We start from the raw sequence: 24,022 nt of genomic DNA, 5'->3' as shown, positions 1-24,022 counted from the left end.
GAAGCGGGGAGGGCCCGACGTGGCGATACACGGATTCATGCTTGTTCTTGCCCGGGCGATGGCGGTGCTGGGCGGGATCGTTTTGACCGCGCTGGTGCTGTTGACCTGCGTTTCGGTGCTGGGTCGGGGAATCAACAGCTTTCTGCACTGGGACCCGATCGCGACCTTCATGCCGGCCGTGTCCGGATGGCTTCTGGAACGGGGGGTCGGGCCGGTCTGGGGCGATTACGAACTGGTCGAGGCGGGTATTGCCTTTGCCATTTTCGCCTTTATTCCCTTGTGCCAGATCACGGCGGGGCATGCGACCGTGGATATTTTCACTGCCTATTTGCCCAAGCGGGCCAACCGGGTGATCCAGATGATCGTGGATATCGTGTTCGCGGCGGTTCTGATCCTTATCGCGTGGCGGTTGTTCGAGGGGATGATGTCGAAAAAGCAGTATAACGAGACCACGTTCCTGCTTCAGTTCCCGATCTGGTGGGCCTATCTGATCAGCCTGATCGCGTCGGTGGTGGCGGCGCTGGTGGGTGTTTACATGGCAGTGGTGCGGATTGCCGAGTTCCTGACCATGCGCACGATCGTGCAGGCCGCGGAGGTGGATCATTGACCAGTCTTGAAATCGGCCTGACGTCGTTTCCCGTTCTCTTGTTGCTGATCTTCTTGCGGGTGCCCATTGGGCTGGCGATGTTTCTTGTCGGGCTGTTCGGTCTCTATTTCGTGACCGATGGCTGGAACATGGCGCTGTCGCGGCTCAAGACCGAGACCTATTCGACCTTTTCGAGCTATTCGCTGTCGATCGTGCCGATGTTCCTGTTGATGGGGCATTTCGCGACGCTGGGGGGCATGTCCACCGCGCTGTTCAAGGCGGCCGAATCCTGGCTGGGGCACAAGCGTGGCGGGGTGGCGATGGCCGCGGTCGGGGCCTGTGCCGGGTTCGGGTCGATCTGTGGGTCGTCGCTGGCCACCGCGGCCACGATGGGCCAGGTCGCCCTGCCCGAGTTGCGCCGCTACGGCTATTCCGGGGGGTTCAGCACCGCGACGCTGGCGGCGGGCGGGACGCTGGGCATTCTCATTCCGCCCAGCGTGATCCTTGTCATCTATGCGATCCTGACCGAGCAGAATATCGCCAAGCTGTTCCTTGCCGCGTTCATTCCCGGGATACTGGCGGCGATCGGCTATATCATCACGATTTCGATCTATGTGCGCATCCATCCCGATTCAGCGGGCACGCGGGAGCCGATCCACTATGCCGAGCGCTTCCGGGCGCTGGCCGACGTGTGGCCGGTGCTTCTGGTGTTCCTGCTGGTGGTGGGGGGGATCTATCTGGGCTGGTTCACACCGACCGAGGGCGCGGCGGTGGGTGCGGCGGGCACCGGGTTGATCGCGCTGGTCAATCGGGGGCTGAATTTCAGCACCCTGATCGAGAGTTTCCTGGCCACGGGCCGGTCCACCGCCATGATCTTTTTCATTGTGCTGGGGGCGGCGTTCTATAACGGGTTTCTGGCGCTGACGCAGGTGCCACAGGAGCTCGCGCAATATGTCACGAGCTTGGGTTACAGTCCCTGGGTGGTTCTGGCGATCATCCTGTCGCTTTACCTTGTCTTTGGCTGCGTCATGGACAGCCTGTCGATGATCCTGCTGACCGTGCCGATCTTTTTCCCAATCATCAGCCAACTGGATTTCGGCCTGACCTTCGAGGAAACGGCGATCTGGTTCGGGATCATTGTCCTCATCGTGGTCGAGGTCGGGCTGATCACGCCGCCGGTCGGGATGAATCTCTTTGTCATCAACTCGATGGATCGCACGACGCCGATGGTCGAGACCTACAAGGCGGTGACGTATTTCGTGGCTTCGGATATCGTGCGGGTGATCATCCTTGTCGCCTTTCCGTCGATCACGCTGTTCCTGATGCGCCTCCTGAACTGAGCGATGTAGGACACGCCCGGGATCGGGATATGTGCCGCGAGTGCCTTGAAAAGTGGCATTCGGGGCGCATGGTTGATCTATGTCAAGGAGTACTCCTGCTTCATATGCGAAAAGAGCGATGTAAAGCCGAGAGAGACGCGCATGACATCGGATCAGACATTCCTGTCGACGCGCCGCGGATTTCTGGGCCTCGCCTCTGGCGCCGCCCTTTTGGCCGCAGGTGCGCGACCCGCCGCAGCACGGAAAGTGCCGACCAAGGCGAAAATCGTCATCCTTGGCGCGGGGGCCGCCGGGACGGCCTTGGCCAACCGCCTGGTCGCACGGCTGGACGGGGCCGAGATCACCCTTGTCGACGGGCGTGCCGAGCATTGGTATCAGCCCGGGTTCACCCTGATCGCTGCCGGGTTGAAACCGGCGGGCTATTCGGTGAGCCAGACCGCCGAATGGCTGCCGCGCGAGGTGATGCTGGTGGCGGAATATGCCGCCGAGATCGACCCGGAGGCGCAGACGCTGACCACCGCGTCGGGCACGGTGCTGGATTATGACTTCCTGATCACCGCGCCGGGGCTTGTGCTCGACTGGGACGGGATCGAAGGGTTCAACCTTGATCTCGTGGGCAAGGATGGCGTGGGCGCGGTCTATGCCGGGCCTGACCATGCCGCCAGGACATGGGCCGAGATGGACCGCTTTACCTCGACCGGGGGCAAGGCGGTGTTCCTGCGCCCGGCGACCGAGATGAAATGCGCGGGCGCGCCGCTCAAATACACCTTCCTGACCGAGGATTATGCCAGCAAGAAGGGCAATCGCGGCAAGGTCGAGGTGGAATACTGGAACAGTTCCGGGGCCTTGTTCGGCGTGCCGATCGTGGCGGAAAAGGTGCGGATGCTGTTCGCCGAGCGTGGCATCAAGACCGAGATGCACAGGGTTCTGAAGAGCATCGACCCGGTGAAGAAGATCCTGACCTTCGAGGATGCCGACGGGATCGAACATGAGACGGATTACGATTTCACCAACGTGATCCCGCCGCAGCGCGCGCCGGACGTGATCCGCCAGTCGGGCCTGAGCTGGGAGAACCGATGGGTCGATCAGGGTTGGGTCGAGGTCGATCCCTACACGCTGCGCCACAACCGCTATCCCAACGTGTTCGCCGTGGGCGACGTGGCGGGGGTGCCCAAGGGCAAGACCGCGGCCAGCGTGAAATGGCAGGTGCCGGTGGTCGAGGATCACCTGGTCGCCCAGATCGCGGGTGACACCACGGACACGGTTTACAACGGCTATACCTCCTGCCCGCTCATCACCCGCGTGGGCAGGGCGATGCTGATCGAGTTCGATTACAACAACGACCTGGTGCCGAGTTTCCCCGGCGTGATCGCGCCGCTCGAAGAGTTGTGGATCAGTTGGCTGATGAAGGAAGTGGCGCTCAAACCCACCTATAACGCCATGCTGCGTGGCAAGGCGTAAGGAGACGGACGATGAAAGAACTCACATTCGAGACCCTGATCGCCGTCTGGGAAGAGATGTTCGGCCGGGGCCTGTTCTGGGCGATGGTCGTGGTCGCGGCGCTGATCACGGTGGCCTATATTTATGTGCTGATCCGCGACCGCTCGATGTCGATGCGCAAGTTCCTGCTGGCGCAATTGTCGATGCCGGTGGGCGCGGTGGCGGCGGTGTTGTTCGTGCAGAAGGTGACCAGCTCGGGCTTTCGCGATATCGGCGGGCCGATTGACGTGATCGTCTTGATGGGCGTGGCCGTGGCGGGGGCGATCGGGATTGCGATCCTCGTTTATACCATGCAAGCATTGATCAAGGGCCCCGAAGCCAGCGACGATTGAGCATGGGAAACGATGGCATGACGGATGCAGCGCAGGCCAAGGCGGAACCTGTGAACCGGCTTGAGCATTACCCGGTGCCGCTTTTCGGCATGGTGATGGGCATAGCGGGGCTGACGCTGGCCATGCACGCGGGCGAAGCTGCCTTTGGCATGGGGCCGCAGATCTCGACCGGGCTTTACCTCTTCACCTTCGTTCTGTTCGGGCTGATCACGGCGGGCTATGTCGCCAAGGCCGCGATATACCCCGGCGCGGTGGTGGCCGAGTGGAAGCATCCGGTGCGGCTTTTGTTCTTTCCTGCGATCTCGATTTCCCTGCTGCTGCTGGCGACGGCGACGATGCCGCGCAACGCGGGGCTGGCCGAGGGCATGTGGTTGCTTGGCATGGCGCTTCAGTTCGTGCTGACCATCGCGGTGGTGACGAGCTGGATCGGGACGCGCAGTTTCCAGCACGGGATGCTCAACCCGGCATGGTTCATTCCGGCGGTGGGCAACGTGATCGTGCCGGTTGCGGGCGTGCCGTTCGGCTATGTCGAGATCAGTTGGTATTTCATGTCCGTCGGGTTGATCTTCTGGCTGGTGTTGTTGACGCTGGTGATCAACCGATTGATTTTCCACGATCCCTTGCCCGGGCGCTTGCAGCCGACGCTGGTCATCCTGATCGCGCCGCCGGCGGTGGCCTTCGTGGCGTGGCTGCACCTGACCGGTGAGGTCGATGCCTTTGCGCGCATCCTGATCAACGGGGCCTATTTCTTTACCGTGATCGTCCTGGTGCAACTGCCGCGCATCCTGCGGCTGGATTTCACGTTGAGTTTCTGGGCGCTGAGCTTTCCCTTTGCCGCCGCCACGATTGCCAGTTTCCGTTTTGCCGAGCTCACGGGGTCGGGGGCGCATCGCCTTGTCGGTGGGGGGCTTCTGATCGCGCTGTGCGTGATCATCATGGGCCTGTTGTGGCGCACGGTCAGGGCCGCGTTGGCGGGCAGGATCTGCGTGCCGGAATAGCCATTGGCACGGTGCCGCGCGCGCCCTAGTCTGCCCCGACAGGCAACAGCAGGTGGGGGCAGACATGGCCAGCGTGAAACCCGTGCCCGTATTCGACGGGCATAACGACGTTCTTTTGAAATTGCGCGGGGCGGGCGGGCGACCCGCGACCCGGCTTTTCCGCGAGGGGAGCGATTTTCACGTCGACCTGCCCAAGGCGCGCGCGGGGGGATTCGCGGGCGGGTTCTTCGCGATCTTCGTGCCGTCGCCGCTGGACCTTGCGGAAATGAAGGCCGAGATGGACAAGCCCGAATATGACCTGCCACTGCCCGACCCGGTGCCGCAGGAGGCGGCGCTGCCGGTGGTGATGGAGATGGCGGCGCTCCTGATGCAGCTCGAGGCCGAGGGCGCCTTGCGCATCTGCCGCAGCGTGGCAGATATCCGTGCCGCGATGGGCGCGGGCGAAATGGCGGCCGTGATGCATATCGAGGGGGCCGAGGCGATCGACCCGGAGTTTCATGTGCTCGACGTGCTTTACGCCGCGGGTCTGCGCTCGCTCGGGCCGGTGTGGAGCCGGCCGACGATCTGGGGCGAGGGGGTGCCGTTCCGATATCCGTCGACCGGGGATGTCGGCCCGGGACTGACCGAGGATGGCAAGCGACTGGTCCGGCGCTGTGACGCGATGGGGATCATGCTTGACCTCAGCCACCTCAACGAAAAGGGCTTTTGGGATGTGGCCGAAATCAGTGAAAAACCTTTGATTGCAACGCATTCCAACACCTATGCATTCTGCCCGCAGGCGCGCAACCTGAGCGATGCGCAGCTTGATGCGGTGGCGCGGTCGGGCGGGGTTGTCGGGCTCAACTTTGCCACCGGGTTCCTGCGCCGGGATGGGCAGATGCGAGCCCAGATGCCGCTTGCGGTGATGCTTGACCATCTTGATCACATGATCGGGCGGATGGGCGAGGATCATGTCGCGCTCGGTTCGGATTTCGATGGCGCGGTGGTGCCCGAAGAGATCGGATCGGTTGCCGGGCTGCCCGCGCTGATCGAGGCGATGCGTGCGCATGGGTATGCCGAGGCACGGATCGAGAAGATCGCGCATGGCAACTGGCTACGCGTGTTGGAAACAACCTGGGGCGGGTGATGTTACGGGCTTGACGGAATCGCAAAAGCGTTTGCACACTAACGATAACAGCAGGAGGGTGTGCAGATGGCTGACAAGCTTGTCATTCGGAATATCGGGTTGATCCTTTCGGGCAAGATGGAGGAACCGATTCTCGACGGGGATTGCGTGATTGCCGAAGATGGGATCATCAAAGCAATCGGGTATGAAAAAGATCTTAACTGCGAGGACGCGCAGACCGAGATCGACGCGCATGGCGTGACCATCGCGCCGGGTTTGATCGACAGCCATGTGCACCCGGTGGTGGGCGATTACACGCCGCGCCAGCAGCAGTTGCACTGGATCGATTCGACCCTGCACGGGGGTGTCACCACGCTCATTTCGGCGGGCGAAGTGCATATGCCGGGGCGGCCCAAGGATATTGTCGGCCTCAAGGCGATGGCGATCGCGGCACAGCGTTGGTACGAGAATTTCCGACCCTCGGGCATGAAGGTGATGGCCGGTGCGCCGGTGATCGAGCATGGCATGGTCGAAGAGGATTTCAAGGAGATGGCCGACGCCGGTGTCACGCTTTTGGGCGAGGTCGGACTCGGCACGGTGAAGGATGGCAAGACCGCGCGCCAAATGGTTGATTGGGCACGCAAATACGGCATCCAATCGACGATCCACACCGGCGGGCCGTCGATCCCCGGATCGGGGCTTATCGACGCCGACATGGTGCTTGAGACCGGCACGGACGTGATCGGGCATATCAATGGCGGGCATTCGGCATTGCCCGACGATCAGATCATCTGCCTGTGCGAAAGCTGCCAGGCGGGGCTTGAGATCGTGCATAACGGCAATGAGCGTGCGGCCCTTCTGACGCTCAACACCGCGCGGGAGTTGAAGCAGATGGATCGGCTTATCCTCGGCACGGATGGGCCGGCGGGTTCGGGGGTGCAACCCCTTGGAATCCTTCGCATGGTGGCGATGTTGTCGAGCCTCGGAGACGTGCCTGCCGAGGTGGCGTTCTGCTTTGCCAATGGCAACACCGCGCGGCAGCGCGAGCTGGACCAGGGGTTGATGGAAGTGGGGCGGCCCGCGGATTTCGTCCTGATGGACCAGGCCCAGCACGCGCCGGGGAAAAATATCCTTGAATCCGTGCAACTTGGCAACCTTCCGGGGGTGGGCATGACGGTGATCGAGGGGGTGCCGCGCAGCGGGCGCAGCCGCAACACGCCGCCCGCGCAGCACCTGCCCGAGGTCACCAAAGGCACGGCGCCCGTATGAGCGCACGGTGGGGTTAACGCGATTCTTGGTGGAAAAGTCGGGGGGTGATATCCGGCTGCGCCCCGGCTGTTATCCGTGCACCGCCGCGTTGCAGCAATTTTCGGCCCGAAAATGGTTAAAGCAGCGGCCGTTGCCCCGATCATGCAAAAAAGAATTCGAAAAATTTTGACACGACTCGAATCTCGCGCATACCATTAGCACACGAACGATAATCAAAACCGGTCCGACAGGGGGCCCGACAATGTCGCAAATCGAATATTTCGCGCCCGGCGATCTGGGCGAGGCGCTGGACATCCTCTCGCGTGGGGGTGTTCGGCCCGTGGCGGGGGGGACGGATTTCTATCCCGGCCTGTCCGCGGGCGGCCCGCGGGAGAGTCTTCTGGACCTGACCCGGATCGACGGTTTGCGCGGCATCGCGCGGCAGGACGGTGGCTGGCGCATCGGGGCCGCGACGCGATGGTCCGACGTGGTGCGGGCCGATCTGCCGCCCGCCTTTGACGGGCTCAGGGCGGCGGCGCGCGAGGTTGGATCGGTCCAGATTCAGAATGCCGGGACGGTGGCGGGCAACCTTGTGAACGGCTCGCCCGCGGCGGATGGCGTGCCGCCGCTGCTCGCCCTTGGGGCCGAGGTCGAGATCGCAAGCGCCGAGGGGCGGCGCGTGGTGCCGTTGGAGCGGTTCATCATGGGCGTGCGGCAGGTCGATCTGGCGCCCGGCGAGATGGTTGTGGCGCTGCACCTGCCCGAACCGCCCGAGGGTGCGCGGGGCGCGTTTTCCAAGCTGGGCAGCCGGGCTTACCTCGTGATTTCCATCGTGATGGTGGGGGTGGTGATCGCCCGTGATGGGGCCGGGCGGATCGATCATGCCCGCGTGGCCGTGGGGGCCTGTTCGCCGGTGGCGCGGCGTTTGCCCGCGCTGGAGGCGGCGCTGGTCGGGACGGTGGGCGATGTCGCGGTGACGGCGGCGCATCTGGAGCCGCTTTCGCCGATCGACGATGTGCGCGGCAGCGGGGCCTATCGGCTGGAGGCCGTGGCCGAGTTGATCGGACGGGTGGTTCGGCAGGCCAATGGGGAGTCCTGTGATGGATAAGCGGGTGGATGCGGAGACGATGTTTCGCCTCAACGGGCGCGATGTGCGGCTGGCGCCACGGGTGGGCGAGCGGTTGAGCGAGGCCCTGCGCGAGCGGCTGGGCGCGCGGGATGTGAAGGTTGGCTGCAATGCCGGCGATTGCGGGGCCTGCACGGTGCTGGTCGATGGCGCGCCGGTTTGTGCCTGCCTGATGCCTGCGCAGCAGGCGGCGGGGGCCGAGGTCGAGACATTGGCGGGGCTGGTGGCGCGCGAGCCGCTGGCCGCCGATCTGGCCCGGCGCTTCGAAGGACAGGGCGCGGCGCAATGTGGGATCTGCACGCCGGGCATGATGGTCTCGGCGGTGGCGCTGCTGCGCGAGGCGCCGCGGCCCAGCGAGGGTGAGGTGATGGATGCGCTGGGCGGGGTTTTGTGCCGTTGCACCGGGTATCGGAAAATCATCGACGCGGTGATGGGCCGTGCGCCGGGCGCGGTCGTGGATGCCGACGGGCATATGGGCGCGGCGATCGAAAAGCTGGATGGTCGGGTGAAGGTGACGGGCGCGGAGCGGTTCGGCGATGACGTGGCAACGGCTGATGCGCTGGTCATCAAGGTGATCCGCAGCCCGCATGCCCATGCGCGGTTTGTCCTTGGCGATCTGGATGGCTTTGCCACGCGCGAGGGGGTCGAGGCGGTTCTGACGGCAAGCGATGTGCCGGGGGTGAACCTCTTTGGCACGATCCCGGGGTTCGTCGATCAGCCGGTCTTTGCCGAGGGCGTGGCGCGGTTTCGCGGCGAGGCGGTGGCGGCGGTCGTTGGCACGGCCGAGGTCATGGCGCAGTTCGATCCGGCGCGGTTCCCGGTCGAGTGGGAGGTTTTGCCGGATGTGCAGGGCATGGCCGAGGCGATGGCGGATGGTGCGCCGCAACTGCACGTTGCCCGCGCGGGCAACGTGATGTGCGGCGGTTTTGTTGCGCATGGCGATGTCGGGGCGGCGCTGGAGCGGGCGCATGTGGTGGCCGAGGGCGAGTTCGAGACCGGGTTCGTGGAACATGCCTATATCGAGCCCGAGGCCGGGTTCGCGCAGGTTGTGGAGGGCCGGGTCGAGGTGCATGCCTGCACCCAGGCGCCGGTGATGGATCTCGACACGCTGGAGCAGGTTCTGGGCATGGAGCGCGCGCGCATCCGGGTGGTGCCGACGGCGACGGGCGGGGGTTTTGGCTCAAAGCTCGACGTGTCGGTGCAGCCCTTTCTGGCGATTGCGGCGCTCAAGACCGGGCGACCGGTGCGAATCACCTATGAGCGGACGGAATCGATGCAATCCACGACCAAGCGGCACCCGTCGCGGATGAACGTGCGGATCGGGGCCGATGCCGAGGGGCGGATTTCGGGGTTGCGGTTCGATGGAATTTTCAACACCGGGGCCTATGCGAGTTGGGGGCCAACCGTGGCGAACCGGGTGCCGGTGCATGCCTCGGGGCCTTATGCGGTGGCCGATTACCGGGCCGAGGCGAAGGGCATTCACACCCATTGCCCGCCTTCGGGGGCGTTTCGCGGTTTTGGCGTGCCGCAGGCGGCGGTGGCGCAGGAGAGCCTGTTCGACGAGCTGGCCGACCGGTTGGGGATCGACCGGCTGGAGTTTCGCATCCGAAACGCGCTGGCGAATGGCGTGCCGACGGTTTGCGGACAGGTATTCGCGCAGGGCGTGGGCATTCGCGCCTGTTTGGAGGCGCTGCGGCCCGCGTGGCAGGCCGAGCGCGCCAAGGCGGCACAGGTGAACGCGGGCGATGGTCCGGTGCGGCGCGGCGTGGGCGTCGCCGCAGGCTGGTATGGTTGTGGCAACACCTCGCTGCCCAACCCCTCGACCATCAAGGCGGGGGTGCGGGCGGATGGGCGGATCGTGTTGCACCAGGGTGCGGCGGATATCGGGCAGGGGGCGAACACGGTGATCGCGCAGATCTTCGCGACCGCGCTGGGCGTACCGGTCTCACGGCTCGATCTGGTGGGGGGCGATACGGATGTGACGCCGGATGCGGGCAAGACATCGGCCTCGCGCCAGACCTTCGTGTCGGGCAATGCCGCGCGGCTGGCCGGTGAGGCGTTGCGCGCGCAGATATTGCAGCGCGTCAATGCGGGCGAGGACGCGGTGATCGTGCCGGGCGAGGGCGGTGTCGAGGTGCGCGAGGGTGCGCGCGCCGAGCGGATCGAGTTGGCCACGCTTGAGACGGATGCCGAGGGCTACGTGATGCGCGTGGCCGAGAGTTACGACCCGCCGACCAAGCCGCTTGATGCGAACGGGCAGGGCGAGCCCTATGCGCAATTCGGATATGCCGCGCATTTGTGCGTGCTTGAGGTGGACACAAAGCTGGGCACGGTGAAGCCGGTGAAATTCGTGGCCGCGCATGACGTGGGTCACGCGGTCAATCCGCTGTTGATCGAAGGGCAGGTCGAGGGCGGAATCGCGCAGGGGATGGGCATGGCGCTGATGGAGGAATACCTGCCGGGGCGGACCGAGAACCTGCATGATTACCTCATTCCGACGGTGGGTGACATGCCGCCGGTCGAGACATTGATCATCGAGGAGCCGGACGCGCATGGGCCTTACGGGGCGAAGGGGCTGGGCGAGCATGTGCTCATTCCCACCGCGCCGTCGGTCTTGAACGCGATCCGCGATGCGACGGGTGTGCAGATGCGGCGGCTGCCGGTGACGCCCGGGCGGCTGAAGGCGGCAATGGGGGAGGCGGGTCATGCGTGAGAAACCGGAAAAGATCCGCTGCGATGCCTGTCCGGTGATGTGTTACATCGCCGATGGCAAATCCGGGGCCTGTGATCGCTATGCCAATCACGATGGGGAACTGGTGCGGCTCGATCCGCTGACGGTGATCGAGGGCGGGTCGGACAAGTTGGTGCCGTTTCTTGCGACCGACGAGGCCGGGGATTGGGATGGCGATATCATCAAGGGGCAGCGCCGCTTTGTCACCGCAGTGGGGGCGGGCACGACCTATCCCGACTACAAGCCCGCACCTTTCATCGTGAGCCAGCAGGTCGAAGGTGTCGATATGGTGACGGTCGTTACCGAGGGCATCTTTTCCTATTGCGGGGCCAAGGTGAAGATCGACACCGACCGGCATATCGGCAACGAATGTGACATCGTGCGTGTGTCGGGCGAGCCGGTTGGCCATGTGACGACGACGGAATACGGCTCGAAGATGCTGAGCCTCGGGGGTGTCGAACACTTGACCGGTGGTTCAAAGAAAGAGGGGCGCGTGACCTGTGACGCGCTGATGGCGCTGTGCAATCGCGAGCCGGTCGAGATGGTGATCGGCGAGGGCGACCACGCGGTTTCGGTTGTGATCGAGGCCGGACGGCCGCCGATCATCGACGGTGAAGAGGAACGGCTTATGCGGGTCGGCTGTGGCTCGGCCGCGATCGGCATGTTCGCCAAGCAATGGCACGAGATCGTCGACGAGGTGGTGGTGGTCGATGACCATATCACCGGCGTTCTGAGCGAGCATCAGGCGGGGCAGGTTCTGGGCGTGCGGCCAACGGGCATCCGCATCAAGGGCCGCCGCTCGACACCCGGGCGTTATTTCCAGGTGGCCGAGCCGGGGCGCGGCTGGGGCGGGACGGATATCAACGATCCGCTGACCATTCTGGGCGAGTGGAAAAAGGACGTGGCATGGCCGGGTTTGCGGCTCTTCATGGTGTCGACCACGGGCGAGCAATGGGCCTATTTCGAGCTTGATGAGACCCTCGTGCCGCAGCCCGCGCAAGCGCCTGCGGCGGTGAAGGCGAGCGCCGAGCGGATCGCCGAGAATTGCGAGCCGTCGGTGGCGTCGGTGCTGTTCATGGGCGGCGCGGGCGGCAGCCTGCGCGCCGGCGTGACCGAGAACCCGGTGCGGCTCACCCGGTCGGTGCGCGCGGCGCTGACCTCGGTGAGTTGCGGCGGGGCCGAGGCCTATGTCTGGCCCGGGGGCGGGATCACGGTGATGGCGGACGTGATGGAAATGCCGTCGAATTCCTTTGGTTATGTGCCCACCCCGGCGATTGTCGCGCCGATCGAGTTCACCATGCGGGTGAGCGATTATGCCGACCTCGGCGGGCATGTCGAGGAAATCCGCCGCGTCGAGAGCGTGGTCACGGACCGGGTGCGCAAGGTCGGGCCCGGTCTTGCGGGACACGACCCGATGGCGCGCGGGCACTATCGCTGGGGCGACGAGTCATGAGTTTCACGCGCGCGATATTGCCGGGCGAGCGGCTGCATCTTCAGCATGGGCCGATCGACCTCATCATCGGGTGCGACGGCGACCGGGCGCGCGGCTTTGACGCGGCATGTGCGGCGTTCGAGGGGGTTCTCGAGCGGCTGGTGGATGAGTTGGACCTGTTGCGCCGTGACGGATGGGGCGCGACGCGGCCGCCCGGCGTGGTGGCGGGGCCGGTGGCGCAAAGGATGGTGCGCGCGGTGGCGCGGCATGTGGGGTTCGTCACGCCGATGGCGGCGGTGGCGGGGTCCGTGGCCGATCACGTGCTGGCGGGTATGTGCATGCGGGCCGATCTGCGCCGGGCCTATGTGAACAATGGCGGCGATATCGCGATCTGGCTGGAGGCGGGCGAGCGGTTTCGCGTCGCCATGGCCGGGAGTGGCGGGCAGATCGGGATCGGCGGCGGAGACGGGATCGGCGGGATCGCCACGTCGGGGCGCGGCGGGCGCAGCCTGTCGCGCGGCATTGCCGACGCGGTGACGGTGCTGGCGGCGGATGCGGCGGCGGCGGATGTGGCGGCGACGCTGATCGCGAACGCGGTCGATCTGCCGGGGCATGGCGCGATCCGGCGGGAACCGGCCAACGAGGTGCGGCCCGACAGCGATCTCGGGGCGCGCGAAGTGGTCGTGGCGGTTGGTGCGCTGGACAAGGGCGACGTGGAACAGGCGCTGGCACGCGGTGCCGCGCTGGCCGAAGAGATGCGGGACAAGGGGTTGATCCGCGGGGCCGCGCTGGCGCTGCGAGGCGAGATTCGGATTGCCGGTGCGGAGCAGTTTATCGAGGCGGAGGAGGCGACGGATGCCTGATGTGAAGATACGCAAGATGGTCGAGAGCCTGGAAGAAACCTGGCACGAGGGCGGCGCGCGGGCCGAGAAACCCTATCGCCGGGCATGGATCATGGCGGTGATCGAGAACCCGTTTGCCGGGCGGTATGAGCCCGATATCCAGCCCTTCATGGAGGATCTGAAGCCCCTGGGCCTCAAGATGGCCGGGCGGCTCATCAAGATGCTGGGCGGGGCCGAGGTGGTCGAGGGCTATGGCAAGGGCGCGATCATCGGCGCGGGCGGCGAGATCGAGCATGGCGCGCTGTGGCATGCGCCGGGCGGTTACGCGATGCGCGAATTGATCGGGCGCGAACGCTCGGCGGCGATTGTGCCCTCGACCAAGAAGGTGGGCGGCGTCGGTGCGCGGCTCGACGTGCCGGTGACGCATATCCAGGCGTCTTACGTGCGCAGCCATTTCGACAGTATCGAAGTCGGGTGCAACGACGCGCCGCGCGCGGATGAGATGGCATTGATCCTTGTCATGACCGACGGGGCGCGGGTGCATTCGCGTGCCGGTGGCCTTGAAGCGTCGCAGATCGAAGGAAAGGACGGGTTGAGATGAGCGCGAAAATCAGGAAGCTGGCGGTGACGGTCGAGGAAACCCGGCGCGAGATGGGCCGCGAGATCGCCCCGCCGACGCGCAAGGCGGTGGCCGTGGCGGTGATCGAGAACCCCTTTGCCGGGCGATACGAGGAGGATCTCTCTGAGCTGATGGAGATCGGGGCCGAGCTGGGCGGGCTTTTGGGCGAACGCTGTGTGAGCGCGCTGGGGATCGCGCCGAATGAGGCCGAGAGTTACGGCAAGTCGGCCATGGTGGGCGAAAACGGCGAGTTGGAGCATGCCGCCGCGATCCTGCACCCGAAGCTGGGCGCGCCGCTGCGTGCGGCGGTGGAGAAGGGTGCGGCGCTGGTGGCGTCGTCGAAGAAGATGGGCAGCCCGGGTCAGGTGCTCGACGTGCCGCTCGGGCACAAGGACGCGGCCTATGTGCGCAGCCATTTCGACGGGATCGAGGTGATGATGAACGATGCGCCGCGCGGCAATGAGATCATGGTCGCCGTGGCCGTGACCGACAGCGGGCGGCCCTTGCCGCGGGTTGGCGGCTTGCGCCACGACGAGGCCGAGGGCAAGGATGGATTGAGGTAGATCGAAGAGAGCAGGCGGGCCGGTCCGACAATCGGCCCGTGGCATTTCAGGAAACCAAGAATGCTCGAAGAGAGCGAAAATTAGGACAACCAACCGGGAGACGTGAATATGAATGAGATGAGACGCAAGATACTGGGCGCGCTGGCGGCGCTGCCGATGCTGGGGATGATCCCCGGGGCGGTGCAGGCGCAGGAAAAGATCGTGATCGGCGAGATCAATTCCTATACCGCCCTGCCGGCCTTTACCGAGCCTTACAAGAAGGGCTGGACGCTGGCGATGGAAGAGATCAACGCGGCGGGCGGGGTGAACGGCGCGATGCTCGAGATCATCAGCCGCGATGACACCGGCGATCCGGCCACCGCGATCCGCATCGCGGAAGAGATGGTTTCCAGGGACGAAGCGGTGATGCTGTTCGGCGGCTTCCTGTCGAATATCGGCCTTGCCCTTGCGGATTTCGCGAAACAGAAGGAAGTGTTCTTCCTGGCCTCCGAGCCGCTATCCGATGCGCTCGTGTGGTCGAAGGGCAACCGCTATACCTATCGTTTGCGGCCTTCGACCCACATGCAGGCGGCGATGCTCGCCGAGCAGGCGGCGAAACTCGACAAGAAACGCTGGGCCACGGTCGCGCCCAACTATGCCTATGGCAAGGATGCGGTGGCAGCGTTCAAATCCGAGCTGAACCGGTTGCAACCGGACGTGGAATGGGTGAGCGAGCAATGGCCGCCGCTGTTCAAGATCGACGCGGGTTCGACCGTGCGGGCAATCGAATCGGCCAAGCCCGACGCGATCTATAACGTGACCTTCGGGGGCGACCTGGCCAAGTTCGTGCGCGAGGGCAGCCTGCGGTTCCTGTTCGAGGATCGGATCGTGGCGTCGCTGTTGAGCGGGGAGCCGGAATATCTCGACCCGCTGGGCGCCGAGGCGCCCGAGGGCTGGATCGTGACCGGATACCCGTCGATGGACATCGACACGCCCGAGCATGAAGCCTTTGGCAAGGCCTACATGGATCGCTGGGGCGAAGCGCCCAAGACCGGCTCGATCGTGGGGTACAACTCGGTCCTGTCGATCAAGGCGGCGCTGGAAAAGGCCGGATCGACCGACACCGAAGCCTTGCTGGCGGCGATGGAGGGGCTTGAAGTGCCCAGTTCGCCCACCGGGCCGTTCTTTTACCGCGCGGCCGATCACCAATCGACCATGGGGGCCTATGTGGGCACCACCGCACTGGTCGATGGCAAGCCCAAGATGGTCGACTGGTTCTATGCCGACGGGGCGAATTACCTGCCCAGCGAAGAAGACGCGGCCAAGATGCGCCCGGCGGAATAAGCCGGGTCCGAATGAGCATTCGGGGCGGTGGTGTCTGCCGCCCCGATTTTTCGTGAGAACAAAATCGTATCTTGACGGGGGACGGGCCGCATGGGCTTTTATGTCGCGCAATTGCTGACGGGGCTGGCGAATGCCTCGTCGCTGTTTCTGATCGCCTGCGGGCTGTCGATCATTTTCGGGGTCACGCGGATCGTCAATTTCGCGCATGGCTCGTTCTACATGGTGGGGGCATATCTCGCCTATTCCATCGTCGCACTGTTCCCGGGCAGCATCCTTGGGTTCTGGGGGGGGGTGATCGCCGCGGCGCTGATCGTGGGGCTTCTGGGGCTGATCGTCGAGATGACGATCCTGCGGCGGATCTATCACGCGCCGGAACTTTTCCAACTGGTCGCGACCTTCGGCGTGGTGCTGATCATCCAGGACATGACGCAGGCGGTCTGGGGGGCCGAGGACAAGCTGGGACCGCGCGCGCCCGGGCTGGACAGCGCGCTGCGCATCATGGGCGAGCCGATCCCGGAATATGATCTTGCGCTCATCCTGATCGGGCCCGCGGTCCTGGCCGGGATATGGCTTGTGTTCCACCGCACCCGCTGGGGCGTTCTGGTGCGCGCGGCGACGCAGGACCGCGAGATGGTGGGCGCGCTGGGCGTCAACCAGGCGTGGCTTTTCTCGGCCGCTTTCGTGCTGGGTGCGGCGCTTGCGGGGCTTGGCGGCGCGATCCAGATCCCGCGCGAGGCGGTGAGCCTTCAGATGGATCTTTCGGTAATCGGCGATGCCTTTGTCGTGGTGGTGATCGGTGGCATGGGCAGCGTTTCGGGCGCGTTCGTGGCCGCCGTGCTGATCTCGGTGCTCAATGCCTTTGCGGTGCTTGTCTTTCCGCAAATCTCGATCGTGCTGCCATTCGTGGTGATGGCGGTGGTGCTGATCGTGCGGCCCTATGGGCTTTTCGGCAAGGAGGGCAGCGGCCATGGCGCGCCGACCGAGCCCGAGCAGCCGCTGCGGCTCTTGTCGTCGCGCGCGACGCTTGTGCTGATGGCGCTGGTCTTTGCACTGGCGGCAAGTCCGGTGATGGTGAGCGATTTTGCCAGCATCCTGCTGGTCGATGTGATGGTGGCGACACTGTTCGCGGTCTCGCTGCATTTCATGATGGGGCTGGGCGGCATGGTGAGTTTCGGCCACGCGGCCTATTTCGGGGTCGGGGCCTATGGCGCGGCGATGGCGGTGAGTTACCTCGGGTTGTCGATGATCCCGGCGATGATCGTCGGCCCGTTGGCGGCGGCCGCTGCGGCGCTTTTCTTTGGCTGGTTCTGCGTGCGCCTGTCGGGGGTCTACCTTGCCATGCTCACATTGGCGGCGGCGCAGATCCTGTGGGGCGTCACGTTCCAGTCGCAGGAGTTTACCGGGGGCGATGACGGCATCCTCGGGATCTGGCCAGCATCCTGGGCGTCGAGCGACCAGGCCTATTTCTATGTCGCCTTCGCGCTGTGCATCGGCGGCATCTGGTTCCTGCGACGGGTCGCGCATTCGCCCTTTGGCTATGGGTTGCGCGGCATTCGTGACAGCGACGTGCGCGCCGAGGCGATCGGGATGGACGTGAAGTTCCATCAATGGATGGGGTTTGCGCTGGCCGGTACGATGGCCGGGGTGGCGGGCGTGGTCTTTGTCTTTTCCAAGGGCTCGGTCTTTCCCGATGTCCTGGGGATCGCGCAGTCGGTGGACGGGCTCATCATGGTGCTGCTGGGCGGCATCCATGCGCTGGCCGGGCCGATCTTGGGCGCCGGTGTTTTCGTGCTGATCGAGGATTGGGTGAGCCGCCTGGATTACTGGCGCTTCATCTTCGGGATGATCATCCTTGGTGTGGTTCTTCTGGCGCCCGACGGGGTGGCGGGCGGTGTTGACCGGCTGTTGCGCGCGCTGGGGCTGCGCCGGGAGGGGCAGGCATGATGGCGGGTTTCGGACGTGAGGGGCCAGCCCCTCACACTCCCCGAGGTATTTGGGGTCAGATGAAGCGGGGAGATGAGGTATGAACGTGCTGGAGGTGCGCGGTCTGACCAAGAGATTTGGCGGGCTGGTGGCGGTGGATGACGTGTCGTTTGACCTTGGCAAGGGCGAGTTCCTTGCGCTGATCGGGCCGAACGGGGCGGGCAAGACCACCTGTTTCAACATGGTGAACGGGTATCTGCGGCCCGACCGGGGGGAGGTGCGCCTGAACGGGCAGGACCTGATCGGGGTGCGGCCGCGCAAGATCGTGCGGATGGGGGTGGGGCGGACGTTCCAGATCACCCGGACGTTCCTGTCGATGACGGTGATCGAGAATATCCAGATGGCGTTGATCAGCCATCACCGGCGGATGTTCGACATGCTGAGCCGGGCGACGCGGCTTTATCGCGACGAGGCCGAGGCGCTCTTGCGGTTGGTGTCGATGGAGGATCAGGCCGGGCGGGCCTGTTCGGAGCTGGCTTACGGCGATCTCAAGCGGCTGGAACTGGCCGTGGCGCTGGCCCCCGACCCGACGCTGTTGCTGATGGACGAGCCGACCGCCGGGATGGCGCCGAGCGAGCGGGTGGCGTTGATGGAACTGACCGCGAAGATCGTGGCCGACCGCGGCGTGAGCGTGCTTTTCACCGAGCATGACATGGACGTGGTCTTTGCCCATGCGCATCGCATCCTCGTGCTTAATCGCGGGGGGTTGATCGCGGAGGGCACGGGCGAGGAAATTCGCGGCAACCCGTTGGTGCAGGAGGTGTACCTGGGCGGTGGCACGGTGTTCGGAGAGTCGGAGGCGGATCATGCTTGAGGTGAAAGACCTGACCGCGCGCTATGGGCGGGCGCAGATCCTGAACGGGGTGTCGCTGCGCGTTGGTGGCAACGAGGTGGTGGCGCTTCTGGGGCGCAACGGCGCGGGCAAGACCACGACGATGAAATGCATCATGGGGCTGGTCCATCAGAAGGCGGGCGAGATCACCTATGACGGGGTGTCGATCCTGCGCAAGCCATCGCATATGGTCTGTCGGATGGGCATTGGCTATGTCCCCGAGGAACGGCGCATCTTTGGCGATCTGACGGTCGAGGAAAACCTTGAAGTCGGTGACCGCCCGGCGCGCCCGGACGCGCCGGAATGGAGCCGCGAACACCTGTTCGAACTGTTCCCCAACCTGGCCGAGCGGCGGCGCAACCTGGGCAAGCAATTGTCGGGCGGCGAGCAGCAGATGCTGACCATCGCGCGCACGCTGATGGGCAACCCCAAGGTGGTGCTGCTGGACGAGCCGAGCGAGGGCATCGCGCCGGTGATCGTCGAGCAGATGGCGCGGGTCATCAAGGAGTTGAAGGCCGAGGGGCTTTCGGTGCTCTTGAGCGAGCAGAACCTGCATTTCGCCCGCGCCGTGGCCGACCGGGCCTGTATCATCGAGAAGGGCACGTTGCGATACGAGGGCGGGTTTGCCGATCTCGATGCCCATCCCGAGATCAGCCAGCAATATCTTGCGGTCTGAGGGCAGGGCGGTGGCGCGGGAGGGATATCGCCTTGAAGATCAGGTCGGATACCTGATGCGGTTGGCCAACCAGCGCCACGCGGCGATTTTCCAGGCGCATACGCTGGAGGGGCTGACCGCGATGCAATTCGCCGCGCTGGTGCGGATCGGCGAGCAGGGCCGGGTGTCGCAGAACCGGCTGGGGCGGCTGGCGGCGATGGACGTGGCCACGATCAAGGGCGTGGCGGACCGGCTGCGCCAGAAGGGCCTGACCGAGACGGTGCCCGATCCCGAGGACAAGCGGCGGATGCTGATTTCGCTTTCGCCCGAGGGCGAGGCTCTTTTGGCGCGGATGACCGAGGTGGGTCGGGTGGTGACGGAAAAGACGCTGGCGCCGCTGAATTCGCAGGAGCGCGAGGTTTTCCTGTCGCTTTTGCGGCGGATGACCTGAGCCTGCGGGCGGTGTTGGGGTTTGATCCATGATGCCGGAAAGTGTTATTATCATTCATTGAATCAGAAAATTTTCCAAACGGTAAAGAGATTCCCATGCGCATTTCGATAGCCTTGACGACGGCGGGTATTCTGGCCGGTTGTGGCCTTGGTGAGCCGATGCTCACGACGCGGTCTGTTCCGCAAAACCTTTCGGCGGTCGGTCCGAGCGATTCCGAACGGGCCCTGTGCGATGGCCGGTCGTCGCCGGAATGCCGGTTCGAGAACAGCCCGGTCAAGCTTGTCCCTGAGCCGGTGCGGCTTCCTCGGCGGTCGCTGGTGTTCTATCCCACGGCCGAGCCCCTGGTCTTTGTCGACGGTCGCGGGCAGGACTGGGTCGCGCCCGAGCGCACGCTGACCGATGGCGCCTCGATTCCGCAGATGTTCATCTCGATCATCGGCGTGCCGACAAGTCGGGAATTCGCAAATGCGGCGGTGGTGCACGATGCCTATTGCGGGGTTGGCAATGAAGAGGGGCCGAAATTCCACACCGCGCCGTGGCGCGAGGTGCATCGGATGTTCTATGACGCGCTGCGCGTTGGCGGGACGCCAGAACCCAAGGCAAAGGTGATGTATGCGGCCGTTTACCTGGCCGGGCCGCGCTGGCCGGACGGCGACGCGGAAATGTCGAACGCGCCGCGCCTGTCGAGCCGGGGCAGCCTGGCGGCGCTGGCGCAACGCGAGGACGTGTCGCCTGAACGCTACCTGTCGCAGCCCGAGTTGCGGCGCATCATGCGCCGGACCCGCGAGTTGGTCGAGACCGCGCAACCGTCATTGTCACAGATCGAGGCGTTCATAGACAGCGGCGTGAGTGAAAGTGCCCGGCAGGCGGCGCATGCCAACGGGCAGGCCGGGGTCGATCATGGCGACGACATCGGACCAGGGATCGAGGGCGCCCCGGGTGAGGATGAAACAGCGGGAGAGAGCACGGCCCCGGGAGACGATGGCCCGAATGATGTCGATGGCGGATATCCCGGTGGTTCCGTGGACGTCGATCATGACTTCTTGTGATGGATGATCTCTTGAGGCGGTGTTCCATTTATCGCGGATTGGAAAGCGGCTGATCAGGACCGCATCTTTCCTGACCCAGATCAAGGACGATCGGGCCGGTTTCGGTGCAGATTGTGCCGTGACGCGTGACGGATGCAATGAAGAGGAACTTTCCATGTGGATTCTGGCACTGGTGATGCATGTATTCCTGGGCGCGACGCTGGCCGGGAGTGCGATGGTCGTCGCCCTGACCTTGGGATTGACCACGCTCGAGCCGCTGTTGATCGCGGCGTTGGCCGGGTATCTCGTTTCCATCCCTGCCAGTTGGTACGCGGCCAAGGCTGTCTACGACAATCAGTAAGGGCCGAGCGCGGGCGGTCAGGTGGTGGCGTTGAGCCATGTGCACAGCGTGGCCTCGAATTCGCGGGGTTTTTCCGCATGCAGCCAATGCCCGGCACCGGGGATTTTTGCGAACCGAGCCTTTGGAAACAGCGCCTTGATGCGCGGGCGGTGTTCGGGCCGGATGTAATCGGACTCGCCACCGCCAAGCATCAGGACGGGGCCTTGGAACGGGGTATCGAGCTCTTCGGGAAAGCCGAGGATATCGTCCATGTCCCGGGCCAGCGCATCGAGGTTGAGCCGCCAGCGTTTCTCGGGCAGGTTCAGGGATTGCGTGAAAAATGAAACCAGCGCCGGATCGTCAACCCGATCGGACAGCGCCTCTTTGGCATCGGCGCGTGTTTCGATCCTTGACAGGTCGACGGATTGCATCGCCCGGAGATACGGCATCTGGGTATGGCCATAGGAGACGGGCGCGATATCGGCGACAACCAGGCGATTGACCAGTTCTGGCCGGGTCAGGGCCAGCACCATCGCCGCCTTGCCGCCCATGGAATGACCGAGCACGTCGGCCGGTTGTCCGGTGCTTTCGATCACCTCGGCCAGATCGGCGGCCATGTCGGGATAGCGGTGGCTGTCGAACCATGGCGATTCACCGTGGTTGCGCATGTCGACGGCGATCACCTGCCGTTCGTCCGAGAGCCGCTTGGCGATCACGCCCCAGTTGCGCCCCGAACCGTAGAGGCCATGAGCGATCAGAAGGGGCGGGGCGTCGGTTGCAGTGCCGTGCAGGATCGTATTGAGCATGGGGCTTGATAACTTGCGTCAGGCGGACAGGCCAGTGGTCATCGCGGCGACATGTGGTTGAGCCGGGCCGCAGGGGCGGGTAGTCTCGGGTCGAAGGGGAAAACATGGGCGCATCGCTGGATATCGGGGCATTGGCGCAGGAGCTTGAGACGCTGCTGGGGGACAAGCTTGGCCTGCGCAAGGGGGCATTTCCCGCGCGGGTGAAACGTGCCGGGCGACGGCTTCCACGGTGGGTGCATCGTGAGGCCGCGGTGATCAACGAGGCATTGATGTTTGAGACCCATGCCAAGCTGCGCCGCCGGATCGACGGTGCGCGCGTCAAGGCGGCGCATGACCGGGTCCGGCAGCATTTGAAGGGAATTGATCCGGCCGACCGGCGGTTGGGCCTGATCCTCGGCATGTTGGGCACGCTGGCCTTCAACCTGCTGTTGTTCGCGGCGCTGGCCGTTGGCTTTCTCAGGTGGCAGGGGCTGATCTGAGCCAGTCCAACGGGGCGTGGGCGCGTCTTTCGCGAAACGCCTTGTTTACTTGCGCACGAAGGCGTCGCCAAAGCCCGCGCGGCGGGCCTTGGAGAGGGCGCTGCCGACCTGATCATGGGCAAGGGGACCGGCCATGACGATCCGGTATTCGCGGCCGTCCTTGGTGTATTTGCCCATCCGCACCGGCAGGCCCATCGCCTGAAGTCGTGCGGCGGTGCGCTGTGCATTGGCGGGGTTCCCGAAGGTTCCGACCTGCACGTATCGCCCGCCGCTCTGCGTCGTGGCGGGTTTGCGTGGTGCGGTTTTGGTCGAGACGCGGGCCCCGGTCTGGTCCTTCTTGCGAACCACGACCTTGCGGGTTGTGCGCGTGGTGGCACGGGTGTCTTTCGGTTTCCCCTTGGTCGAGATGGAATAGCCCGCCGCCTGCATCTCGTCATAGCTGTGATAGGGGTAGATCAGCCCGGGATAGAGATGTGTCACGACCCGGCCGCTGTCACGTTCATAGAGTTTGCGCGGGACCGTTCGTGTCCACGCAAGGCCGCTTTTCATCACGCCGTCGATGGTCTGATGGGCGCGTTTGGGATTGAGGCGGTCGTCCTCCCAAACCTCGCGGTAGCCGTCGGGAATCTTCTGGCCCTGGATGCGGGCGGCCTGTTGCTGGTTATAGACGTGGCGCGGCACGATCCGGGTGCCCGGCGGAAGCGTGGCGGCGTCGACCCGGCGGGCGGTGGTGGTGCCGGTAACGACGCGTTGTTTCACGGTCACCGGCTCGCCTGCGCGGATCACGGTGACCTCCTTGCGCTCGATCCGGGGGGCCGGTTGCGGGCCGCAGCGGATGACGCCGCGACCCCGGTCAACCCCTGTGTAATAACGGCTGATGCCGGTGACTCCGGGGCAGTCGGTGGGGGTTGCGCTGCGGGTGATCCGGCGCGATTTGGCGGTGCTGGCCGGGGCCGGGGCGGGTTTGGTCACGGGGGTTGGAGCGGCGGCGGGTTTCGCGGGGCGAGGCGGGGCCACGGTCACGGTGCGGCGCGGGGGCTGTTGCGTGGTGGCGGGGGCCGGTTTTGCCTTGGGTTTGGGCGTGGCTGCCGCAGTTTGAGACGGCGCTGGCTTGGTGGGGGGCGTGATCGTTTCGGCGGTGGCGGTCCGGCTTGCATCGGGTTCAGGCGCACCGGATTTTGCGAATGTCGGTTCATACCCACACAAGACCTTGCGGTCGCGCGACACGCGCGGCACCCAGTTCACCACGCCGTTGATGCCGGCGCGGATGAAGACGCAGCCGCGGCTGTCGACATATTGCTTGGCGGTGTAGGACGCGGGCGGCACTTCGGCCGGGGCGCTGATGTCGCGCAGGGTCTGGGCCTCGGCAGCGACCAGCCCGACGGATGCGGCGAGGATGCCTGATGCAATAATTCTCGTAAATTTCATGTCTTGCCCCCACAAGATGTTGCGTCGACTGTGCCAAAAACAACCAAGCGAGTAAAGCTTGTTTCCGGTTCTGCCGCGATTCTAGCGCAGATCCGCGAGGCAAAGGTTAACGCCGCCGAGGGTCGCGATTCCGGGGGGTGACATCCGGCTGACTTCCGGCTGCCGCCCGGCTGCCGGGTGCGAGCGTCGAAAGTGTTGCGCGAAACGGTTAACGCGGCGCGCGTAGGCGGTCGCGACGTGGCACAAGGCGCCCGAGGGGAGCGGGGCGTCGGGGG

The 24,022-nt window shown here is 64.9% G+C and carries 23 protein-coding genes; 21 read left to right on the top strand and 2 right to left on the bottom strand.

The annotated features are described in order from the left end of the window. Nucleotides 1–19: 19 nt before the first annotated feature. The 20 genes from FLO80_RS09245 (at nt 20) to FLO80_RS09150 (ending at nt 21,055) form a co-directional block, all read left to right on the top strand. Nucleotides 20–607 (top strand): TRAP transporter small permease, encoded by a 588-nt coding sequence (locus tag FLO80_RS09245; RefSeq protein WP_342781721.1) that lies wholly within the window; start codon nt 20–22, stop codon nt 605–607. After that, nucleotides 604–1,926 (top strand): TRAP transporter large permease, encoded by a 1,323-nt coding sequence (locus tag FLO80_RS09240; protein ID WP_111366168.1) that lies wholly within the window; start codon nt 604–606, stop codon nt 1,924–1,926. The genes FLO80_RS09245 and FLO80_RS09240 overlap by 4 nt, the downstream gene beginning before the upstream one ends. 141 nt (nt 1,927–2,067) lie before the next feature. Further along, nucleotides 2,068–3,387: an NAD(P)/FAD-dependent oxidoreductase gene (locus tag FLO80_RS09235; RefSeq protein ID WP_111366170.1), complete on the top strand. Its 1,320-nt coding sequence runs from the start codon at nt 2,068–2,070 to the stop codon at nt 3,385–3,387. 11 nt (nt 3,388–3,398) lie between these two features. Continuing rightward, nucleotides 3,399–3,758, top strand: a complete 360-nt coding sequence (locus tag FLO80_RS09230; protein ID WP_111366172.1) for a DUF5368 domain-containing protein — start codon at nt 3,399–3,401, stop codon at nt 3,756–3,758. 2 nt (nt 3,759–3,760) lie between these two features. Continuing rightward, nucleotides 3,761–4,756, top strand: a complete 996-nt coding sequence (locus FLO80_RS09225; RefSeq protein ID WP_246156624.1) for an SLAC1 anion channel family protein — start codon at nt 3,761–3,763, stop codon at nt 4,754–4,756. 64 nt (nt 4,757–4,820) lie between these two features. Beyond that, entirely contained in the window at nt 4,821–5,882 is a 1,062-nt protein-coding gene (locus tag FLO80_RS09220) for a dipeptidase (RefSeq protein ID WP_111366175.1), read from the top strand. A 66-nt stretch (nt 5,883–5,948) separates the two neighbouring features. Further along, nucleotides 5,949–7,130, top strand: coding sequence for an amidohydrolase family protein (locus tag FLO80_RS09215; RefSeq protein ID WP_111366178.1), 1,182 nt, complete (start codon nt 5,949–5,951; stop codon nt 7,128–7,130). A gap of 250 nt (nt 7,131–7,380) precedes the next feature. Continuing rightward, nucleotides 7,381–8,217 (top strand): FAD binding domain-containing protein, encoded by an 837-nt coding sequence (locus FLO80_RS09210; RefSeq protein WP_439328714.1) that lies wholly within the window; start codon nt 7,381–7,383, stop codon nt 8,215–8,217. Then, nucleotides 8,210–10,948 (top strand): molybdopterin-dependent oxidoreductase, encoded by a 2,739-nt coding sequence (locus FLO80_RS09205; RefSeq protein WP_111366184.1) that lies wholly within the window; start codon nt 8,210–8,212, stop codon nt 10,946–10,948. Before FLO80_RS09210 ends, FLO80_RS09205 begins: the two co-directional genes overlap by 8 nt. Then, nucleotides 10,941–12,419, top strand: a complete 1,479-nt coding sequence (locus FLO80_RS09200; RefSeq protein WP_111366186.1) for a 6-hydroxynicotinate reductase — start codon at nt 10,941–10,943, stop codon at nt 12,417–12,419. The genes FLO80_RS09205 and FLO80_RS09200 overlap by 8 nt, the downstream gene beginning before the upstream one ends. Beyond that, nucleotides 12,416–13,261 carry a UPF0280 family protein gene (locus tag FLO80_RS09195; protein ID WP_111366188.1) on the top strand — a complete coding sequence of 282 codons (846 nt, stop codon included), beginning with the start codon at nt 12,416–12,418 and terminating at the stop codon, nt 13,259–13,261. The genes FLO80_RS09200 and FLO80_RS09195 overlap by 4 nt, the downstream gene beginning before the upstream one ends. Next, entirely contained in the window at nt 13,254–13,841 is a 588-nt protein-coding gene (locus FLO80_RS09190) for an amino acid synthesis family protein (protein ID WP_111366190.1), read from the top strand. Before FLO80_RS09195 ends, FLO80_RS09190 begins: the two co-directional genes overlap by 8 nt. Continuing rightward, nucleotides 13,838–14,422 (top strand): amino acid synthesis family protein, encoded by a 585-nt coding sequence (locus tag FLO80_RS09185; RefSeq protein WP_111366192.1) that lies wholly within the window; start codon nt 13,838–13,840, stop codon nt 14,420–14,422. Before FLO80_RS09190 ends, FLO80_RS09185 begins: the two co-directional genes overlap by 4 nt. A 108-nt stretch (nt 14,423–14,530) precedes the next feature. Next, complete coding sequence (locus tag FLO80_RS09180) at nt 14,531–15,745, top strand: ABC transporter substrate-binding protein (RefSeq protein ID WP_223145473.1); 1,215 nt, start codon at nt 14,531–14,533, stop codon at nt 15,743–15,745. A gap of 90 nt (nt 15,746–15,835) precedes the next feature. Then, complete coding sequence (locus FLO80_RS09175; RefSeq protein WP_111366195.1) at nt 15,836–17,689, top strand: ABC transporter permease; 1,854 nt, start codon at nt 15,836–15,838, stop codon at nt 17,687–17,689. Between the two features lie 79 nt (nt 17,690–17,768). Beyond that, a complete protein-coding gene (locus FLO80_RS09170; protein ID WP_111366198.1) occupies nt 17,769–18,542 on the top strand; it encodes an ABC transporter ATP-binding protein in 774 nt (257 codons plus the stop codon). Continuing rightward, complete coding sequence (locus FLO80_RS09165; protein ID WP_111366201.1) at nt 18,535–19,236, top strand: ABC transporter ATP-binding protein; 702 nt, start codon at nt 18,535–18,537, stop codon at nt 19,234–19,236. Before FLO80_RS09170 ends, FLO80_RS09165 begins: the two co-directional genes overlap by 8 nt. A 10-nt stretch (nt 19,237–19,246) precedes the next feature. After that, nucleotides 19,247–19,666: a MarR family winged helix-turn-helix transcriptional regulator gene (locus FLO80_RS09160; protein WP_246156623.1), complete on the top strand. Its 420-nt coding sequence runs from the start codon at nt 19,247–19,249 to the stop codon at nt 19,664–19,666. A gap of 95 nt (nt 19,667–19,761) precedes the next feature. After that, entirely contained in the window at nt 19,762–20,715 is a 954-nt protein-coding gene (locus FLO80_RS09155) for a DUF1353 domain-containing protein (RefSeq protein WP_111366207.1), read from the top strand. A 154-nt stretch (nt 20,716–20,869) separates the two neighbouring features. Beyond that, complete coding sequence (locus FLO80_RS09150) at nt 20,870–21,055, top strand: CTP synthetase (protein WP_146611040.1); 186 nt, start codon at nt 20,870–20,872, stop codon at nt 21,053–21,055. A gap of 17 nt (nt 21,056–21,072) precedes the next feature. On the opposite strand, the gene FLO80_RS09145 is transcribed toward FLO80_RS09150, so the two are convergent. Then, entirely contained in the window at nt 21,073–21,840 is a 768-nt protein-coding gene (locus FLO80_RS09145) for an alpha/beta fold hydrolase (protein ID WP_111366213.1), read from the bottom strand. A gap of 104 nt (nt 21,841–21,944) precedes the next feature. Between FLO80_RS09145 and FLO80_RS09140 the strand changes: the two genes are divergently transcribed. After that, nucleotides 21,945–22,319 carry a hypothetical protein gene (locus tag FLO80_RS09140; protein WP_111366216.1) on the top strand — a complete coding sequence of 125 codons (375 nt, stop codon included), beginning with the start codon at nt 21,945–21,947 and terminating at the stop codon, nt 22,317–22,319. A gap of 45 nt (nt 22,320–22,364) precedes the next feature. Here FLO80_RS09140 and FLO80_RS23365 read toward each other — a convergent pair whose 3' ends face one another. Continuing rightward, the gene (locus tag FLO80_RS23365; RefSeq protein ID WP_111366219.1) at nt 22,365–23,747 is read right to left on the bottom strand and encodes an SPOR domain-containing protein; all 1,383 of its coding nucleotides are present in this window, start codon (nt 23,745–23,747) and stop codon (nt 22,365–22,367) included. Nucleotides 23,748–24,022 lie beyond the last annotated feature (275 nt).

The organism is Aquicoccus porphyridii (assembly GCF_008369105.1).
In the GTDB taxonomy this organism is placed as follows: Bacteria; Pseudomonadota; Alphaproteobacteria; order Rhodobacterales; family Rhodobacteraceae; genus Aquicoccus; species Aquicoccus porphyridii.
This window is presented reverse-complemented; position numbering and strand designations above follow the sequence as displayed.

Bases quoted from the DNA above. Each gene is read 5' to 3' on its own strand.
- FLO80_RS09235 (WP_111366170.1), top strand. From the start codon at position 2,068: ATGACATCGGATCAGACATTCCTGTCGACGCGCCGCGGATTTCTGGGC.
- FLO80_RS09230 (WP_111366172.1), top strand. From the start codon at position 3,399: ATGAAAGAACTCACATTCGAGACCCTGATCGCCGTCTGGGAAGAGATG.
- FLO80_RS09225 (WP_246156624.1), top strand. From the start codon at position 3,761: ATGGGAAACGATGGCATGACGGATGCAGCGCAGGCCAAGGCGGAACCT.
- FLO80_RS09220 (WP_111366175.1), top strand. From the start codon at position 4,821: ATGGCCAGCGTGAAACCCGTGCCCGTATTCGACGGGCATAACGACGTT.
- FLO80_RS09215 (WP_111366178.1), top strand. From the start codon at position 5,949: ATGGCTGACAAGCTTGTCATTCGGAATATCGGGTTGATCCTTTCGGGC.
- FLO80_RS09205 (WP_111366184.1), top strand. From the start codon at position 8,210: ATGGATAAGCGGGTGGATGCGGAGACGATGTTTCGCCTCAACGGGCGC.
- FLO80_RS09200 (WP_111366186.1), top strand. From the start codon at position 10,941: ATGCGTGAGAAACCGGAAAAGATCCGCTGCGATGCCTGTCCGGTGATG.
- FLO80_RS09195 (WP_111366188.1), top strand. From the start codon at position 12,416: ATGAGTTTCACGCGCGCGATATTGCCGGGCGAGCGGCTGCATCTTCAG.
- FLO80_RS09190 (WP_111366190.1), top strand. From the start codon at position 13,254: ATGCCTGATGTGAAGATACGCAAGATGGTCGAGAGCCTGGAAGAAACC.
- FLO80_RS09185 (WP_111366192.1), top strand. From the start codon at position 13,838: ATGAGCGCGAAAATCAGGAAGCTGGCGGTGACGGTCGAGGAAACCCGG.
- FLO80_RS09180 (WP_223145473.1), top strand. From the start codon at position 14,531: ATGAATGAGATGAGACGCAAGATACTGGGCGCGCTGGCGGCGCTGCCG.
- FLO80_RS09175 (WP_111366195.1), top strand. From the start codon at position 15,836: ATGGGCTTTTATGTCGCGCAATTGCTGACGGGGCTGGCGAATGCCTCG.
- FLO80_RS09170 (WP_111366198.1), top strand. From the start codon at position 17,769: ATGAACGTGCTGGAGGTGCGCGGTCTGACCAAGAGATTTGGCGGGCTG.
- FLO80_RS09165 (WP_111366201.1), top strand. From the start codon at position 18,535: ATGCTTGAGGTGAAAGACCTGACCGCGCGCTATGGGCGGGCGCAGATC.
- FLO80_RS09155 (WP_111366207.1), top strand. From the start codon at position 19,762: ATGCGCATTTCGATAGCCTTGACGACGGCGGGTATTCTGGCCGGTTGT.
- FLO80_RS09150 (WP_146611040.1), top strand. From the start codon at position 20,870: ATGTGGATTCTGGCACTGGTGATGCATGTATTCCTGGGCGCGACGCTG.
- FLO80_RS09145 (WP_111366213.1), bottom strand. From the start codon at position 21,840: ATGCTCAATACGATCCTGCACGGCACTGCAACCGACGCCCCGCCCCTT.
- FLO80_RS09140 (WP_111366216.1), top strand. From the start codon at position 21,945: ATGGGCGCATCGCTGGATATCGGGGCATTGGCGCAGGAGCTTGAGACG.
- FLO80_RS23365 (WP_111366219.1), bottom strand. From the start codon at position 23,747: ATGAAATTTACGAGAATTATTGCATCAGGCATCCTCGCCGCATCCGTC.